The sequence below is a fragment of the Mesorhizobium tianshanense genome (genome assembly GCF_007830515.1).
Lineage (GTDB): Bacteria > Pseudomonadota > Alphaproteobacteria > Rhizobiales > Rhizobiaceae > Mesorhizobium > Mesorhizobium tianshanense.
In genome coordinates this window covers 185,703-201,873 of sequence record NZ_VLKT01000002.1, presented here as the reverse complement: position 1 = coordinate 201,873, position 16,171 = coordinate 185,703, and the positions used below count along the sequence as shown (strand labels likewise).

Below are 16,171 nucleotides of genomic sequence, written 5' to 3'. Positions count from 1 at the left end.
CAGCGATCGCGGCAGCTTTGAATTCACGCCCTCTCAGAGAAGGCCGAGGTCGGCAAGCTCGCGCCTGAGTTTCGGCGGCATCTCGACCAGCCCCGCTTTGCCCTTGCCGAGGTCGGCCGGCGCGTCCGACGGTTTCAGGTAGCGCCAGCCCTGAAAGGCGCGGCGCGGCTGCCAGTCGGTGCGCACGACCTCGGGGGCGAGGATCAGGTGACAACGGCCGATGCCCTCACTGTCGGTGAAAGGGCGGATTTCGGTGATCAACTGGCGGCACTGCACATTGCCCTTGATCACCCAGTAGAGGGAACCGCCGTCGGTGACTTCGGCGCCGCGCGTCGGCACCATGCGTGTGGTGTGATAATGCTCGGCCGGCTCACCGGCACGCCGTCGTTCTTCGAGGCGGAAGCCGATCCACTCTTCGAGATCCTCGACGCTGTCGCAGCCGACACAGAGCTTTATGAGATTGAGAGACATGGATTAAGGTTTAGTCCGGCACGCGAAGGCGTCAACGGCCTGGTCGACTTTCTCCACAGTGCCAGCCTCCACAGCGCCAGTCTCCACAGCGCCAATCTCCGCGGTGCAAGGTTTGGCTCAGCACTCGACGATGTTGACGGCCAGTCCGCCGAGGCTGGTTTCCTTGTATTTCTCGTTCATGTCGAGGCCGGTCTGGCGCATGGTCTCGATCGCGGCGTCGAGCGGCACGAAATGAACGCCGTCGCCCTTGATGGCCAGCGAAGCGGCAGTCACCGCCTTGACGGCGCCGAGCGCATTGCGTTCGATGCAAGGCACCTGCACCAACCCGCCGACCGGATCGCAGGTCATGCCGAGATGATGCTCGAGCGCGATCTCGGCGGCGTTCTCGACCTGCTCGGGCGTGCCGCCCATGACGGCGCACAATCCCGCCGCCGCCATCGCCGAGGCCGAACCGACCTCGCCCTGGCAGCCAACTTCGGCGCCCGAGATCGAGGCGTTAGTCTTGATGATGCCGCCTATCGCCGCCGCGGTCAGCAGGAAATCGCGTATGCTTGGCTGGTCGGCCTCGGGATGGAAATGCAGCCAATAGCGCAGCACTGCGGGCAGCGTACCCGCGGCACCATTGGTCGGCGCGGTGACAACGCGCCCGCCGGCGGCGTTTTCCTCGTTCACCGCCATGGCATAGATCGACAGCCAGTCATTGGCGAGCAGCGGGTTAGGCCGGTTCTGTTGCCATTGTTCCTGCAGCTTGTCATGCAATTGCCGCGCGCGGCGGCGCACCTTCAACCCACCCGGCATGATGCCGTCCTGCGACAGGCCGCGCTCGATGCAGCTCTTCATGGCGCTCCAGATGCCGTCAAGGCCGGCGTCGAGCTCCTCGCGCGGCATCTGCGTCTCTTCGTTGACGCGCTTCATGTCGGCTATCGAAAGACCGCTTTTTGCCGCCATCGACAGCATCTCGACAGCGTTCTTGAAGGGGTATGGAACCCTCTTGGCTTCGGTCGTCACCGAGCCCTTGGCCTTCATCCGCTGTAGCTCTTCCTCGGAAACCACGAAGCCGCCGCCGATCGAATAGTAGATGCGCCTGAGCAGCAGGCGGTCGTCGGCATCATAGGCGGAGAAAGTCATGCCGTTGGCGTGGCCGGAAAGCGGCGTCTTGCGATCCAGTACCAGATCCGTCGCCGGGTCGAAGCGGTAGGAGGGATGGCCGGGCGGTGAAACCCGCTTGTCGGCAGCGATGCGGGCGCAGATTCCATCGGCCTGATCGGGGTCGACCGTTTGCGGCATCTGGCCGGCAAGGCCGAGCACCACGGCGCGGTCGCTGCCATGGCCGATGCCGGTATAGGCCAGCGAGCCGTGCAGGCTGGCGGCGATGCGGTCGACTTTGGCGCCGACCGGGCGCGGCCAGTCATCTCCCGCGATCTCGTCGAGAAAACGCCGCGCAGCCGTCATCGGTCCCATTGTGTGCGAACTCGATGGTCCGATGCCGATCTTGAACAGGTCGAAAACCGAAAGGAACACGCGCCGTTCTCTCCTATTGGAATTTACATATAGGAATTCTTGTGATGTTTCCGCTCTTTCGAAGATCGCGGCGCTGCACCTGCCGACCTTGTTTGCTCCGGCAGCGACATCGTTGCGTTCTGCCGTCGAAGCGGCGCCACGGCTTGTGGTAAAAGGGTGGTATGGGCGATTCCTTCCATTTGTCGACGGCAGACCTCGCGGCGCTGGCCTTCTTCCTCTTCGTATGGGTGCTGCATACGCTCGCCTCCGACGGAAAGCTGGTCAGCCGCATGTCGCTGACGACGGCGATGAACGCCCAGCGTGAAGCCTGGATGCGGACCATGGCCGAACGCGAGATCCGCATCGTCGACACCGCCATTATGGCAGGTCTTCAACAGGGAACCGCCTTCTTCGCCTCCAGCTCGCTGATTGCGATCGGCGGCTGTTTTGCCCTGCTCGGCGCCTCCGATCAGGTTCTTTCGGTGCTGAGCGACCTGCCTCTCGGCGCGACATCATCCCGCTCCGCCTTTCAGATGAAGGTGTTCGGATTGGTGCTGATCCTTGCTTATTCCTTCTTCAAGTTCGGCTGGGCCTATCGGCTGTTCAACTATTGCTCGATCCTGATCGGCGCGGTCCCGATCCCGCATGGCGAGGCTTCACGCAACCCGGTAAGCGAAACGGCAGTATGGCGTGCGGCGCGCATGAACATGCTGGCCGGAAAGCATTTCAATTCGGGCCTGCGCGGCGTGTTCTTCTCGATCGGTTATCTCGGCTGGTTCGTCGACCCAAAGGTGTTCGTGCTGTCGACGCTGCTGTTGCTGGCGGTTCTGGTGCGTCGCCAGTTCTTCTCGGCAGCGCGGCAGGCCGTGATCGGTCAGCCGCCCGAACCAACACCCGGTCCGGGGAAAGGCCGGTCGATGCGGCCCGACAGCCAGTAGGCGACGAGCCCGATCCATTCACGAACCGCCATGGTGGTGGTCTGCAGTGAAGCGACAGGATCGTCGCGGAATAGGCCGATGCGCTCCTTGCCTGGGGTTCGGTAGTCTACCGGCCACGGAACGGTTGGAAAGCCGGCCTTGTCGAACAGCCCCTTGGCGCGCGGCATGTGAAAGGCCGAGGTCACCAGCAGCCAAATCTCGCCCGGTTTCGTGGTGACCAATTCCCGGGTGAAGACGGCGTTCTCGTGGGTGTTGCGGGATTTGCTCTCGAGTGTCAGCCGGTCGGCTGTCACGCCTAGGGCAATGAGCAAGCGCGGCGCCGTCGTCCCGTCACCCTCGTCGTCCAGCATCAGCCCGCTAGGGCCGCCGGAGACGACCAGCTTCGCCATTGGAAAGCGCCGCGCGAGGATCGCGGCTTCGACGAAACGATCGCCGCTTCCGTTCAGCTCATAGCCGCCGCGCGCCAGATTGACGGCGCCCTCCAGGCCACCGCCGAGCACGACGATTCCGTCAACCTTTTCCGGCAGCGGCGGGCGCGGAAAGCGCTCTTCCAACGGATTGAGCATCATTGCGCCAAGCGGGGTCCAGGCCGACAGCCCGAGGATCAGGAAGGCGAGCAAACTGCCGGTGGCCGCCAGCCGCCGCCGGCCAACCATTGCCGCAAGCAGCCCGGCCAACAGCAGGATAATCGATAAATTCAGAGGCTGGACGAGGAGCCAAAATATCTTGGAAAGATAGTAGAACACTCCCTCACCCCTTCAGATGGGAGACGACACTACCACCACTTTTCCGGCTGGAACGTCCCCGCCGCCTGTTCGATGACATGGGCGGTCTGGAACAAGGTTTCCTCGTCGAAGGGCCGGCCGATGAGCTGCAGGCCGAGCGGCAGGCCCCTGGCGTCAAGTCCCGCAGGCACGGCGATGCCTGGCAGCCCGGCCATGTTCACGGTCACCGTGAAGATGTCATTGAGGTACATCTTGACCGGGTCGGCGGCCATATCCTCGTCAGCGATGCCGAAGGCCGCCGACGGTGTCGCCGGTGTCAGGATGACGTCGACGCCCGCCGCGAATGCATTTTCGAAATCCCGCTTGATGAGATTGCGAACCTTTTGCGCCTGCAGATAGTAGGCATCGTAGTAGCCGGCGGAGAGCACGTAGGTGCCGATCATGATGCGGCGCTTGACCTCGCGGCCGAAACCGGCGGCGCGGGTCTTCTCGTACATGTCGACGATGTCCTTGCCCGGCACGCGCAATCCGTAGCGGATGCCGTCATAGCGGGCGAGGTTCGACGAAGCTTCGGCGGGCGCCACGATGTAATAGGCCGGCAGCGCATACTTGGTATGCGGAAGCGAAATGTCGACGATCTCGGCACCGGCATCTCTGAGCCAGGCAATGCCCTTGTGCCACAGCGCCTCGATCTCCTCGGGCATGCCGTCGACGCGATATTCCCTGGGGATGCCGACCTTCATGCCTTTGATCGACTTGCCGATCGCCGCCTCGTAGTCCGGCACCGGCCGGTCGACCGAGGTGGTGTCTTTCGGATCGACCGACGCCATGGATTTCAAGAGGATCGCGGCATCACGCACATCGCGTGCGATCGGTCCGGCCTGGTCAAGCGACGAAGCGAAGGCGACGATGCCCCAGCGCGAGCAGCGGCCGTAGGTCGGCTTGATGCCGACCGTGCCGGTGAAGGCGGCGGGCTGGCGGATCGAGCCGCCGGTGTCGGTGGCGGTAGCGCCGGCACAGAGAAAGGCGGAGACGGCGGAGGCCGAGCCGCCCGACGAACCGCCCGGCACAAGCTGGGCGTTGTCCAGCGTGCGCGCGGTCCTGGCGCCGCCAGCCGAGACGAAACCGCCATCGCCCTGATGCGTGGTCGGCATCACCACCGTGTCGAGACGCGAACGCCGCCACGGATTGACGACGGGGCCGTAGTAGGAGGTCTCATTGGACGAGCCCATGGCGAACTCGTCCATGTTGAGCTTGCCGAGCATGACGGCGCCGTCGGCCCATAGATTGGTGGTGACGGTCGATTCGTAATGCGGCTTGAATCCATCCAGCACATGGCTGCAGGCCTGGGTGTGGACGCCTTCGGTGCCGAACAGGTCCTTGATACCGAGCGGAATACCTTCGAGCGACCCGCCCTCGCCCTTCGCCAACTTCACGTCCGAGGCCTTGGCCATGTCGCGCGCCTTGTCGTCGGTGACGACGACATAGGCGTTGAGCGCCGGATTGGCCCGCTCGATCGCCGACAGATAGGCTTCGGTGATCTCGGTTGCCGTGATTTCCTTGGCGCGCAGCTTGGCGCGGGCATGCGAAATCGTCAGGTGGGTCAGGTCGCTCATCAGATAAGGCTCTTTTCGTAAAACACCGACCACTCGGAATCGGGATAGTCTAGCACCGGGCCACAGCGCGAAAATCCGGCGCGTTCATAAACGGTCCACGCAGCCGGATGGCGGTCGCCCGTCTCCAGCACCAGGCGTTTCAGCCCTTCGCTGCGCGCCAGCGCCTCGACCCGCTCGACGATCGTCGCGCCGATCTTGCGGCCGCGATGCGAGGGCCGCGTGTACATGCGCTTGACCTCGCCAATGGCGCCATCGTGACGCTTCAGCGCGCCGCAGCCTATGGCAAGGCCGTTGTCGCGAGCGATGAAGACAGTCGTTTCCTTGTCAGCCATCTGCTCGACGGTCATGTGGTAGCAGTGCTCCGGCGGCGTCAACTCGAGCAGCGCGTCGTTGAGCTCCTCGACCAGCCCGCGCACATCATCCTGCAGCGGCGTCTCGATGGCGATCTCGATTGCCATCGGCCGGCTACTCCACGACCTTCGGAACGAGGAAGAAATTCTCTTCGGTGGCCGGCGCATTGGCGACAATGTCGGCGGCCTTGCTGCCGTCGGTGACGACGTCCTGGCGCTTCTTCATCTCCATCGGTATCACCGAGGTCATCGGCTCTACGCCGGAAACATCGACCTCGTTCAACTGCTCGACAAAGCCAAGAATGGCGTTCAACTCGCCAGTCATGCGCTCGGCATCCTCCTCGCTCACCGCGATACGGGCGAGACGCGCGACGCGCTTCACAGTATGAAGATCAACGGACATATTTTTGTGCCTCGGGAAAACTAGTCCGCGCTATAGCGGCGCGGCGTGTGCCGCGCAACATGCATCATGCCAAGAACCGGGCCAGAAGGTCTATGGCAGGGCCACGCCGTCGCAAAGGAAATAGCTGCCGCCGTTGCCGTTCGCCTCGCTTTCATCGTCCGCGGGCCGAACCGAAACCAGATCGATCTGCTTCGGGCTCAATTGCGTTACGGAGAGGACGTCCGGAAAGACGTGGCCCGGCTCCTGACATATGGCCGTCACCGCCCAGCTCGGCGAGAGCGTCGCCTTGGTGATTTGAAGGAACTCGCAATCGTATTCGACGCTTTGCAGGCCACGCGCCGTGAGCACGGTGTTGCCGGCTTCGATCACCGTGTCCAGCGTGTCTTTCTTGGCCTGCGCACAGAGGTCCTCTGACTCGAGATAGACGCCTTCGATGAAGTCCTCCGCGGCGGGCGCCGGGGAGGCCATAGCTAGAACGGAAATGCAAAGAAGGCCCCTCAAAATCATGCTCTCATTCCATTCTGGCGTCTGCCTGGCGTCTCTACAAGCTAATCGTCTCGCCGATCTTCGGCAATGCCACGTTCACGCCGGAACCCTCCAAGCCCCCCACGAACTTGTCGGCGGTCTGATCGATGATCGGGAACGTGCCGAAGTGACTGGGGATGACGGTCTCGAATTGAAAGAAGCGCCGGCAGGCGAGGGCTGCCACCGCGCCACCCATGGTGAAGCGGTCACCGACCGGCACGATGCCGATCTTCGGCTCGTGCAACTCGTTGATCAGCGCCATGTCGGAAAAGATGTCGGTGTCGCCCATATGATAGAGCGTCTTGTCTTCCGGAAAATGCAGGACGAGCCCGCCCGGATTGCCGAGATAGGTGTTCTGACCATTGTCACCCGGGAACGACGATGAATGCAGCGCCTGGACGAAGGTGGTGGTGAAACCGCCGCAATCGACCGTGCCGCCGATATTGCCGGGATTGATCTTCTTGTCGCTGGCGCCCTTGCCGACCAGGTACATGCAGACCTCGAAATTGGCGACCAGCATGGCCCCGCTTTTCCCAAGGACTTCGAGCGCACCGCTGATGTGATCGCTATGGCCGTGGGTTAAAAGGACATGCGTGATCCCTTCCGCTGGTCCTTCCCAGCCCCCCGTCCACGACGGGTTGCCTACCAGATAGGGATCGATGAGGATTTTTGCGTCAGCGGTTTCGATGCGGAATGCGGAATGTCCGTACCAGGTCAGTTTCATGAATGCCTTCCTCGATTTTTGCTTCGGCAAAGGATAGAACGCCAGCAGCAAAATTAAAGTGCCACAGCGTCCTTTGCGGGTGCAGTCGAAGGAAAGCCGCTTGAGCATCATCACCATCGAAGAGTTGCCGGCGCGGCTCGGCGGCGGCAAGACGCTGGCCGGGCTCGACCTTGGCGACAAGACGATTGGAGTCGCGGTTTCCGACCGGGGCTTTGCCTTCGCCCACCCCCGCCTGGTCATCATGCGCAGGAAATTCTCGCTGGACGCCGCGGCGCTGCTCGCCTTGCTGCAGAAGGAAAATGCCGGCGCCGTCGTGCTCGGCCTGCCGGTCAACATGGACGGGTCGGAAGGCCCGCGCGCCCAGAAATCCCGCGCTTTCGCCCGCAACATGGCTGGCTTGACCGACCTGCCCTTCGTTTTGTGGGACGAGCGGCTGTCGACGGTGGCGGCCGAACGGACGTTGATCGAGATGGATTTTTCGCGCCGCAAACGCGCCGGCAAGATCGATTCGGCCGCGGCGGCCTTTATTTTGCAGGGCGTTCTCGACCGGCTTCAGGCGCTCGGCGTCGATGCCTGGTCGAAATAGCGGTCGCGCACTATCCTGATCCAGCTGCCGATCACCCGACGGCGGCGAAACGCCCAAAACGCCAGGAGCAGCAGACTGTCGACGAAGCAGGCCTTTGCCACCATGCCGGGAATGAGCGCTGGATCAATGCCAAGCATGTCCCCATAGAGTTGGAAGACGAGGTCATGCAATTGACGGCTCAGCATGACATAGCCGAAATTGATGTCGTTGAGCGACAGGAAGAACCAGCCCCAGAATATGGCGAGCGGGGCAGCCCACAGTGCGAACAAGGTGCGCATCAGCGGCCATCCCTCAAGTTCGTGTCCGGCCGGCCGGAAATGCGCGAGAGCGACGAGTTGGGCGCCGCCGCCTTCGCCATCACATGCGCGGCGTCACGGATTTCGCCCGTGCCCGGAACCGCTGCGGCAAAGGCCGACCGCCGCTCCGCGAGCATGGCGACATAGGAAGCCAGCAGTGCCGCCAATTGCACGGCGACAGCCATGAACAGACCGTTGACGCCTTGCGCGGCGCCGCCGACCACGATCAGCGACAGCACGCCGGAGGCGCAGATGAAGGCGATCCGCGTGACGCTATCGTCAGGATTTGTCGCGTCGTTGATAAGCGTTTCGATTAAGGCCCAGCAGAACAGCACCGCGACGACAAGCAGCGCTACGGCAAGCGGAGCCACGACGACCGCGTTTTCGAGGTCGACGAAGCGGGTGTTCTGGACTGCGACGCCGAGCACGCCAAGCGCCGCCGCAATGCCACGATTTCCGTCGATGCAGATGAACGCCAGCAGGGCGAAAACGACCGCCCAGTGCAAGGCCAGAAAGGAGCTCAATATATACCGCATGGCTTTCCTGCTTCGGTAGACAGGACAGTGGGCTTTACGACCCGGCACCGCAATGGAAACCATTTGTTAAGGTTAACGGTCATCCACAGCGAAGCGATAGACGACGCAAGGATCTTCCCGAAGAACCTTCTCAGGTGACCGGCGGGTAGAGCGTGTCGATGATCATGCGCGCGTCATGGCGCGAATCGAGCATGCCGTAGGTGTTGCGCCACTGGCCGGCGAGGCGCGTCTCGACAAAGGCCTCGGCGATCCGCCCTGCCCCCAGCCTGCGCAGTTCCGCCGCCGCCGCCGACAGTGCCAGTTGCTCGGTGAGCAGACGGGCCGAGCCCTCGTCGGTCGCCGCGACCTGCATTGCCGCCTTGAGCACGCCGACGGTGCCGCGCCCACCGTCGCCGAGATCGCGATCGATTCCAGCCAGCACCTCCTCGAACAGGCCGGGCGCACGCCCCAGCACGCGCAACACGTCGAGCGCCATGACGTTGCCGGATCCCTCCCAGATCGCGTTGACCGGAGCTTCGCGATAGTAGCGCGCGATCGGCGCCTCCTCGACATAGCCGTTGCCGCCGAGACACTCCATCGCTTCGTAGAGCAGCGGCGGCGCGATCTTGCAGACCCAGTATTTGACGACCGGCGTCATGGCGCGAGCGAAGGCCGCCTCGCCACGGTCGCTGGCCGCCTCGTCGAAGGAGCGCGCCAGCCGGAACGACAGCGCGGTGGCGGCGGCGACGTCGAGCGCCATGTCGGCCAGCACGCGCTGCATCAGCGGCTGCTCGACCAGATTGGTACCGAACACCTGCCTATGTCGGGTGTGGTGGACGGCCTCGGCCAGCCCGGCACGCATGATCGCCGACGAGGCGATCGCGCAGTCGAGCCGGGTCAGCGTCACCATGTCCATGATCGTCTTCACGCCCGCCCCCGGATCGCCGACCATCTCGCCGATGGCGTTGACGAACTCCACTTCGGACGAAGCGTTGGAGCGGTTGCCGAGCTTGTCCTTCAGCCGCTGGAAGCGGAAGCCGTTGCCCGACCCATCGCCGAGAATGCGGGGAACGAGAAAGCACGAAAGCCCTTCCGGCGCCTGTCCAAGCACCAGGAACGCGTCCGACATCGGCGCCGACATGAACCATTTGTGGCCGGTCAGGCGATAGAAGCCGCTGCCGACGCGCTCGGCCTTGGTGACGTTGGCACGGACGTCGGTGCCGCCCTGCTTCTCGGTCATGCCCATGCCGAGCGTCAGCCCGGCCTTTTCGACCGGCGGCTTCTGGCTCTGGTCGTATTTGCGTGTCGTCACACGCGGCGCCCATTCGCGAAACAGTTTTGGGTTCGCCATCAGCGCTGCCAGCGACGCGCTGGTCATGGTGATGGGACAGAGATGTCCGGTTTCGAGCTCGGCCGTTAGATAGAAACGGGCGGCGCGGACCTGATGACGGCGGCCGATCTCGGCGTCGCCATTTTCCCACACCGACGAATGCAGCCCGTTCGCCATCGAGCGGCGCATCAGCGCATGATAGGCAGGGTGGAACTCGACCAGATCGATGCGCCGGCCCTGGCGGTCATGAGTCCTGAGCTTTGGCGTCTCGACATTGGCGAGGCGGGCCAGTTCCTGCGCCTCCTGCGTCAGCACGAAACGGCCAAGCCCATCGAGATCCTTGCGCACGGGATCGGAAAAGCGTTCGGCAAGCTGGATCAGCAACGGATCGCCCCGCCAGGCGTTGCCGCCTGCCAGCGGCGGCGGCTGGTTCGTCACGTCGTCGGTCACGCATTGTCCTTATCATCACAAGGCCACGAATCCGAAGCCATCGGCGGTTTATAACCCAAGCGTTGCTGCGCGCGCGACGAAAATACCGGGGAGAAAGGCCGCAATCCAAAGCTGGTGCTTGCAGCCAAAGGTCCTCCACCCTATAGCAGCGCCTTGAGATGACCGACGCTTCGTCCCTGCCACTGTATCCCCACAGCCATCTTCTGGGCATCCGCGATCTTTCCCCCGCCGACATCGAGCTTTTGCTGGACAGGGCCGACCGGGCGGTCGCCATCTCGCGGCAGTCGGAGAAGAAGACCTCGACGCTGCGCGGCCGCACCCAGATCAACCTCTTCTACGAAGCCTCGACCCGCACGCAGTCGTCGTTCGAGCTTGCCGGAAAGCGGCTCGGCGCCGACGTCATGAACATGTCGGTTGCAAGCTCCTCGGTGAAGAAGGGCGAGACGTTGATCGACACGGCGATGACGCTGAACGCCATGCGCCCAGACATCCTGATTATCCGCCACCAGTCGGCGGGTGCTGCGGCACTGCTGGCGCAAAAGGTCGGCTGCTCGGTGATCAATGCCGGCGACGGCGCCCATGAGCACCCGACGCAGGCACTGCTCGACGCGCTGACCATCCGCCGAGCCAGGGGCCCACTGTCGAAGCTGATCGTGGCGATCTGCGGCGACATTCTGCATTCGCGCGTGGCGCGCTCCAACATCATGCTGCTCAACGCGCTCGGCGCCCAGGTCCGTGTCGTGGCGCCGTCGACGCTTCTGCCCGCCGGCATCGAGAAAATGGGCGTGATCGTTACCCGCTCGATGGCCGAGGGCCTCAAGGACGCGGATGTGGTGATGATGCTGCGCCTGCAGCGCGAGCGGATGGAAGGCGCCTTCGTGCCTTCGGTGCGCGAGTATTTCCGGTATTTCGGCCTCGATGCCGAGAAGCTGAAGGCGGCCAAGGACGACGCCCTGGTCATGCATCCCGGCCCGATGAACCGCGGCGTCGAGATCGCCTCGGAAATCGCCGACGGTCCGCAGAGCGTGATCCAGGAGCAGGTGGAGATGGGTGTCGCCGTGCGCATGGCGGTGATGGAAGCGCTGCTCGATCCCCGCCGCAACCATGAGGGCCGCGGCGCATGAGCACGACGGTCTTCAGCCAGGCCCGGATCGTCGACCCGTCGCGCGGCATCGACGAGGTCGGCACGGTCATCGTCGAGGGACGCAAGATCGTCGCTTCCGGCAAGGCGGCCTTGAACCAGGGCGCTCCGGAAGGTGCCACGATCATCGACTGCGTCGGCAAGGCTGTTATCCCCGGCTTGATCGATGCGCGCGTCTTCATCGGCGAGCCCGGCGGCGAACACCGCGAAACCATCGCTTCGGCCAGCGTGGCGGCGGCTGCCGGCGGCGTCACCTCGATCGTCATGATGCCCGACACCGACCCGGTGATCGACAATGTCGCGCTGGTCGAGTTCGTGCTGCGCACCGCCAAGGATACGGCCATCGTCAACATCTTTCCGGCGGCGGCGATCACCAAGGGCCTCGAAGGCCGCGAAATGACTGAATTCGGCCTGCTGCGCGAGGCCGGCGCGGTCGCCTTCACCGACGGGCGGCACACCATATCAAGCGCACTGGTGATGCGCCGCGCGCTGATCTATGCGCGCGATTTCGGCGGCGTGATCGCGCATGAAACCCAAGACGCCGACCTCGCTTCGTCCGGCGTCATGAACGAAGGCCTCTATGCAAGCTGGCTCGGCCTTGCCGGCATTCCGCGCGAGGCCGAGTCCATTCCGCTGGAGCGCGATCTGGCGCTGGCGCGGCTGACCGGCGGCGCCTATCACGCGGCCAAAATCTCGACGGCGATGGCGGCAAGCGCGGTGACGCGGGCAAAAGGCGACGGCGCCAATGTCACGTCAGGCGTGTCGATCCACAATCTGTCGCTCAACGAGAACGATGTCGGCGAATACCGCACCTTCTTCCGCCTGACGCCGCCGCTGCGCGCCGAGGAGGATCGGCTGGCGATGATCGAGGCGGTCAAGGACGGCACAATCGACATCATCGTCTCCTCGCACGACCCGCAGGACGTCGACACCAAGCGGCTGCCCTTCGCCGACGCGGCGGCCGGGGCCATCGGGCTGGAGACGCTGCTGGGCGCGGCACTGCGGCTCTATCACAATGGCGATGTGACCCTACTCAGGTTGATCGAGACGTTGTCCACCGCACCGGCAAGGCTGTTCGGTCTGCCCGGCGGGACGCTGAAACCTGGCGCTGTCGCCGATCTTGCGCTGGTCGATCTGGACGAGCCATGGATCGTCAGCGAAAGCGGCATCCGTTCGCGCTCGAAAAACACCTGTTTCGAAGGCGCGCGGCTGCAGGGCAAGGTCTTGCAAACGATGGTGGCGGGCCGCACAGTGTTTTCGGCCTAGAGCATTTTGCAGCGAAGTGGAATCACTTGGCGTCGCAAAAACGCGGCTAAAACGAATAGATGGAGCGGGATGCCCGGTTCAATTTGAACGCATCCCGCTCTAGGGGCATATCCGGGGGAACAATGGCTTACGGCATCGTCTTGGCGCTGGTGTTCGGCTATCTGCTCGGCTCGATCCCGTTCGGGCTCCTGATCACCCGCGCCGCCGGCCTTGGCGACGTCCGCAACATCGGCTCCGGCAATATCGGCGCCACCAACGTGCTGCGCACCGGCAACAAGGGTCTGGCCGCCGCCACGCTGCTGCTCGACGCGCTAAAAGGCACGGCGGCCGTGCTGATCGCCGGTCGCTTCGCACCGGAGCTCGGGCCTTGGGCCGGCCTCGGCGCCTTTTTCGGTCATCTCTTTCCGGTCTGGCTCGGCTTCAAGGGCGGCAAAGGGGTCGCCACCTATCTCGGCGTGCTGATCGGCCTTGCCTGGCAGGTGGCGCTGATCTTCGCCGTCGTCTGGCTGGCCGTTGCTTTCCTGTTCCGCTACTCCTCACTGGCGGCGCTGACGGCTGCGGTGGTGGTACCGATCGCGCTCTATGTCCTAAGCACGCCGCAGATTGCCGGGCTGTTCGCGCTGATGAGCCCGATCGTCATCATAAAACACCGGGCCAACATTGCGCGGCTGTTGGCCGGCACCGAGGGCAAGATCGGAGCCAAGGAGTGAGCCAGCGTGCCGCCGGGCCGCGCCTCAGCGACCGGCAGCGGTTGAGCTGGCTCCGTTTGATCCGCACCCCGAATGTCGGCCCGGCCACCTTTCGCGACCTGATCAACCGCTTCGGCTCGGCCGAGACGGCGCTCGAGATGCTGCCCGAGCTGATGATTTCGGGCGGCGCCAGGAAGATCGTCCGCATCCCGTCGATTGCCGAGGCCGAGGCGGAAGTGGAGACAGCCCGGCGCGCCGGCGCCCGCTTCGTCGGCATCGGCGAGGTCGACTATCCATCATTGATGAAAAGCATGGACCATCCGCCGCCGCTGCTCGCGGTCAAGGGCGAAGGCGCGGTGTTCCGGCTGCCGGCGGTTGCCATTGTCGGCGCCCGCAACGCCTCGCTGGCCGGCATCAAGATGGCGCGGACGCTCGCCGCCGAACTTGGCCGCGAAGGCTACGGCATCGTCTCCGGCCTGGCGCGCGACGACACGGCCGCGCATCAGGGCAGCATTGCGTCAGGCACGACCGGTGTGCTGGCCGGCGGCCTCGATCTGCCCTACCCGCCCGAAAATGCCGGCCTGTGCGAGGAGATTGCCGAGCGCGGCGGCGCCATCATTTCGGAAATGCCGTTCGGCTGGCAGCCGCGCGCCCAGGATTTTCCGCGCCGCAACCGCCTCGTCGCCGGTGCAGCACTGGGGCTGGTCGTGGTCGAAGCCGCGCAACGCTCCGGCTCGCTGATCAGCGCCAGGCTTGCCGGCGAAATGGGCCGACTGGTCTTCGCCGTCCCCGGCTCGCCGCTCGATCCGCGCGCCGCCGGCACCAATGCCTTGCTCAAGGACGGCGCAATCCTGGTCACCGAGGTGTCGGACATTACCGGCGCGATCGCGCCTTTGGTCGGGGCCCTGGCACCAAGGACGACACCGCTTGGGGAGCCGCCCGACTTTTCGGCAACGCCACCGCCCGGCGAGGACGACCGCGCCCGCGTCGTCGAAGCCCTTGGCCCGACGCCGGTGGCGGTCGACGAGATCATCCGCCACACCGGCCTGCATCCCGCCCAGGTTTTCATGGTGCTGCTGGAACTCGATCTCGCCGGCCGGCTGGAGCGCCATGCGGGCGGCAATGTCTCGCTGGTTTTTGGGGTTTCTTGAAATTTTTGGTGAGCGCGCAGGGATTCGAACCCTGGACCTACTGATTAAAAGTCAGTTGCTCTACCGGCTGAGCTACGCGCTCCCGCGGGCTCAAAGTGCCGCCCTCGAAATTGCGCGGAACATAGGGAGAGTGCCTCGACCGGTCAACCGGAAAAAGAGGGCCCGCAAGCCGGGCTTTTCCACGCCCTCGCAGCGCCTCGCACGCTGCTTCGGCAAAAGGCGGAACGGTCTTTGACAGACAAGCCCAACGCCAGCTTTTCGTCGAGGCCGGGCGGGAGATCATTTAAGAGAAACATTATAAATCAGCGGGTTGCTATTTTTCGCGGAACAATTGCACCGCCTGCCCGTTTTTGTTGCTACAAGGGACAACCCTTTTCAAGGAGAAGATCATGAACAGGATCATGTCGGGCTTGCTGGCGACCGCGTTGTCAGCGTCATTCGCTGTTGCGGAAATCGTGCCCGTCAACGCCCAGCCCACCTACGTGCCGTTAGGTCAGAGCGTCTCGTCGGATGTCCAGACTGTCGACCACAGGCGGTGGAGGCGTAGTTTCAACCGCGATCGCGATTTTTCCCGCCGCGATTTTCGTCGTAGTTTCTCGCGTGACGACGGCAGGTATTGGCGCGGCCATCGCGGCTATCGCAGCTACCGTCGCGGCTATCGCCGTCACGGCGATTACTGGTTCCCGCTGGCTGCCTTCGCCACCGGCGCTCTGATCACCGGCGCGATCGTCAACAACCAGAACCGCGTCTATCGAGGCGACGCCCACACGGAGTGGTGCTACAATCGGTACAGATCCTACCGGGCCTATGACAATACGTACCAGCCTTACAACGGCCCGCGTCGGCAGTGCTATTCGCCCTATTGATAAAGCCCGGCAGAGTTGATTAAGGGTTGTTGAAGAGCCCGCGCCGGCAACGGGGCGGGTTTTTCTTCCGGGCGACGAAAGTCAGTATCGCCGCCATGGTGCCCGCAGGAAGGCGGGCATTGGGTTCAGTTTGCCCAACTGATGTTTTTGAAGATCAGATATAGGCCTCCGCCTTCGCCACGCGGCGAGCGATAGGCGCCAAGGGCGTTGCAAATTTGAACCATTGCCCCAGCCAGTTCCCAACCGAGCGCTTCCAGATCATTGCTCATATCCGTCACATAAGGTTGAGCTAGTTCGTCAATGCCGTTCTCCTCTCCGAAGGATCGAACCAGCTTTGCGTCGCTGAGGAGCTCTTCAGGCAAGTTCGAATTTGCCCAGGCCCACAGCCAATTGCCGGCCTTGGCGCTCGTACTGCCCGCAATCTGGATCTCGGTGACGACCTTGACGACCCCCTCCTCTGAGAACAGAAGCTTTCCAGCCTTCAGGTCGTAGTCATAACGGGGCCAGCTACCGAGGCGGAAATCATTCTGCAAGCGCGCATTCTTGGCGTTCAGCTGTTCGGAAGCCTCCTCGCGCCAAGCGGCATACCAGTCTGGATTCAATCCCCTTCGCCCCAGCATGATCTTCCC

19 protein-coding genes and 1 tRNA gene are annotated in these 16,171 nt (G+C 63.7%); 7 read left to right on the top strand and 13 right to left on the bottom strand.

All coding sequences use genetic code 11. The features are described from left to right. Positions 1 to 33: 33 nt before the first annotated feature. Both IQ26_RS02425 and IQ26_RS02420 read right to left on the bottom strand, forming a co-directional pair. On the bottom strand, positions 34 to 471 hold the full coding sequence (locus IQ26_RS02425; protein ID WP_145712726.1) for a DUF1489 family protein: 438 nt from the start codon (positions 469 to 471) through the stop codon (positions 34 to 36). Between the two features lie 117 nt (positions 472 to 588). After that, complete coding sequence (locus IQ26_RS02420) at positions 589 to 1,992, bottom strand: L-serine ammonia-lyase (RefSeq protein ID WP_145712723.1); 1,404 nt, start codon at positions 1,990 to 1,992, stop codon at positions 589 to 591. A gap of 161 nt (positions 1,993 to 2,153) precedes the next feature. Between IQ26_RS02420 and IQ26_RS02415 the strand changes: the two genes are divergently transcribed. Then, on the top strand, positions 2,154 to 2,909 hold the full coding sequence (locus IQ26_RS02415) for a DUF599 domain-containing protein (protein ID WP_145712720.1): 756 nt from the start codon (positions 2,154 to 2,156) through the stop codon (positions 2,907 to 2,909). On the opposite strand, the gene IQ26_RS02410 is transcribed toward IQ26_RS02415, so the two are convergent. From IQ26_RS02410 to IQ26_RS02385, 6 genes are all read right to left on the bottom strand, one after another. Next, complete coding sequence (locus IQ26_RS02410) at positions 2,846 to 3,655, bottom strand: YdcF family protein (RefSeq protein WP_145712718.1); 810 nt, start codon at positions 3,653 to 3,655, stop codon at positions 2,846 to 2,848. The genes IQ26_RS02415 and IQ26_RS02410 overlap by 64 nt on opposite strands. A gap of 29 nt (positions 3,656 to 3,684) precedes the next feature. Continuing rightward, complete coding sequence (locus IQ26_RS02405; protein ID WP_145712715.1) at positions 3,685 to 5,250, bottom strand: amidase; 1,566 nt, start codon at positions 5,248 to 5,250, stop codon at positions 3,685 to 3,687. Then, positions 5,250 to 5,708 (bottom strand): GNAT family N-acetyltransferase, encoded by a 459-nt coding sequence (locus tag IQ26_RS02400; RefSeq protein ID WP_145712708.1) that lies wholly within the window; start codon positions 5,706 to 5,708, stop codon positions 5,250 to 5,252. Before IQ26_RS02400 ends, IQ26_RS02405 begins: the two co-directional genes overlap by 1 nt. Positions 5,709 to 5,715: 7 nt before the next feature. Further along, positions 5,716 to 6,003 (bottom strand): Asp-tRNA(Asn)/Glu-tRNA(Gln) amidotransferase subunit GatC, encoded by a 288-nt coding sequence (gatC, locus tag IQ26_RS02395; protein ID WP_145712696.1) that lies wholly within the window; start codon positions 6,001 to 6,003, stop codon positions 5,716 to 5,718. Positions 6,004 to 6,093: 90 nt separating this feature from the next. Continuing rightward, positions 6,094 to 6,510, bottom strand: a complete 417-nt coding sequence (locus IQ26_RS02390; protein ID WP_145712689.1) for a hypothetical protein — start codon at positions 6,508 to 6,510, stop codon at positions 6,094 to 6,096. 34 nt (positions 6,511 to 6,544) lie between these two features. Next, a complete protein-coding gene (locus IQ26_RS02385; RefSeq protein WP_145712684.1) occupies positions 6,545 to 7,252 on the bottom strand; it encodes a metal-dependent hydrolase in 708 nt (235 codons plus the stop codon). Between the two features lie 100 nt (positions 7,253 to 7,352). Between IQ26_RS02385 and ruvX the strand changes: the two genes are divergently transcribed. Further along, positions 7,353 to 7,838 carry a Holliday junction resolvase RuvX gene (gene ruvX, locus IQ26_RS02380; RefSeq protein ID WP_145712679.1) on the top strand — a complete coding sequence of 162 codons (486 nt, stop codon included), beginning with the start codon at positions 7,353 to 7,355 and terminating at the stop codon, positions 7,836 to 7,838. Here ruvX and IQ26_RS02375 read toward each other — a convergent pair. From IQ26_RS02375 to IQ26_RS02365, 3 genes are all read right to left on the bottom strand, one after another. Further along, on the bottom strand, positions 7,805 to 8,116 hold the full coding sequence (locus tag IQ26_RS02375; protein WP_145712675.1) for a DUF6105 family protein: 312 nt from the start codon (positions 8,114 to 8,116) through the stop codon (positions 7,805 to 7,807). The genes ruvX and IQ26_RS02375 overlap by 34 nt on opposite strands. Next, the gene (locus IQ26_RS02370) at positions 8,116 to 8,670 is read right to left on the bottom strand and encodes a hypothetical protein (RefSeq protein WP_145712670.1); all 555 of its coding nucleotides are present in this window, start codon (positions 8,668 to 8,670) and stop codon (positions 8,116 to 8,118) included. Before IQ26_RS02370 ends, IQ26_RS02375 begins: the two co-directional genes overlap by 1 nt. Before the next feature lie 130 nt (positions 8,671 to 8,800). Further along, positions 8,801 to 10,429 carry a DNA alkylation response protein gene (locus tag IQ26_RS02365; RefSeq protein WP_145712665.1) on the bottom strand — a complete coding sequence of 543 codons (1,629 nt, stop codon included), beginning with the start codon at positions 10,427 to 10,429 and terminating at the stop codon, positions 8,801 to 8,803. A 158-nt stretch (positions 10,430 to 10,587) separates the two neighbouring features. Here IQ26_RS02365 and IQ26_RS02360 point away from each other — a divergent pair, with 158 nt between their 5' ends. From IQ26_RS02360 to IQ26_RS02345, 4 genes are all read left to right on the top strand, one after another. Next, a complete protein-coding gene (locus tag IQ26_RS02360) occupies positions 10,588 to 11,553 on the top strand; it encodes an aspartate carbamoyltransferase catalytic subunit (RefSeq protein WP_145712660.1) in 966 nt (321 codons plus the stop codon). Then, positions 11,550 to 12,836 (top strand): dihydroorotase, encoded by a 1,287-nt coding sequence (locus IQ26_RS02355; protein WP_145712657.1) that lies wholly within the window; start codon positions 11,550 to 11,552, stop codon positions 12,834 to 12,836. The genes IQ26_RS02360 and IQ26_RS02355 overlap by 4 nt, the downstream gene beginning before the upstream one ends. 122 nt (positions 12,837 to 12,958) lie before the next feature. Beyond that, the gene (plsY, locus tag IQ26_RS02350; protein WP_145712654.1) at positions 12,959 to 13,546 is read left to right on the top strand and encodes a glycerol-3-phosphate 1-O-acyltransferase PlsY; all 588 of its coding nucleotides are present in this window, start codon (positions 12,959 to 12,961) and stop codon (positions 13,544 to 13,546) included. Then, positions 13,543 to 14,676 (top strand): DNA-processing protein DprA, encoded by a 1,134-nt coding sequence (locus tag IQ26_RS02345; RefSeq protein WP_145712646.1) that lies wholly within the window; start codon positions 13,543 to 13,545, stop codon positions 14,674 to 14,676. Before plsY ends, IQ26_RS02345 begins: the two co-directional genes overlap by 4 nt. 6 nt (positions 14,677 to 14,682) lie before the next feature. Here IQ26_RS02345 and IQ26_RS02340 read toward each other — a convergent pair. Then, a tRNA-Lys gene (locus IQ26_RS02340) sits at positions 14,683 to 14,758 on the bottom strand. Between the two features lie 307 nt (positions 14,759 to 15,065). Between IQ26_RS02340 and IQ26_RS02335 the strand changes: the two genes are divergently transcribed. After that, positions 15,066 to 15,542, top strand: a complete 477-nt coding sequence (locus IQ26_RS02335) for a BA14K family protein (RefSeq protein ID WP_145712638.1) — start codon at positions 15,066 to 15,068, stop codon at positions 15,540 to 15,542. Positions 15,543 to 15,667: 125 nt separating this feature from the next. Here IQ26_RS02335 and IQ26_RS02330 read toward each other — a convergent pair whose 3' ends face one another. Then, the gene (locus IQ26_RS02330; protein ID WP_240546967.1) at positions 15,668 to 16,162 is read right to left on the bottom strand and encodes a DUF6882 domain-containing protein; all 495 of its coding nucleotides are present in this window, start codon (positions 16,160 to 16,162) and stop codon (positions 15,668 to 15,670) included. Between the last annotated feature and the right edge of the window lie 9 nt (positions 16,163 to 16,171).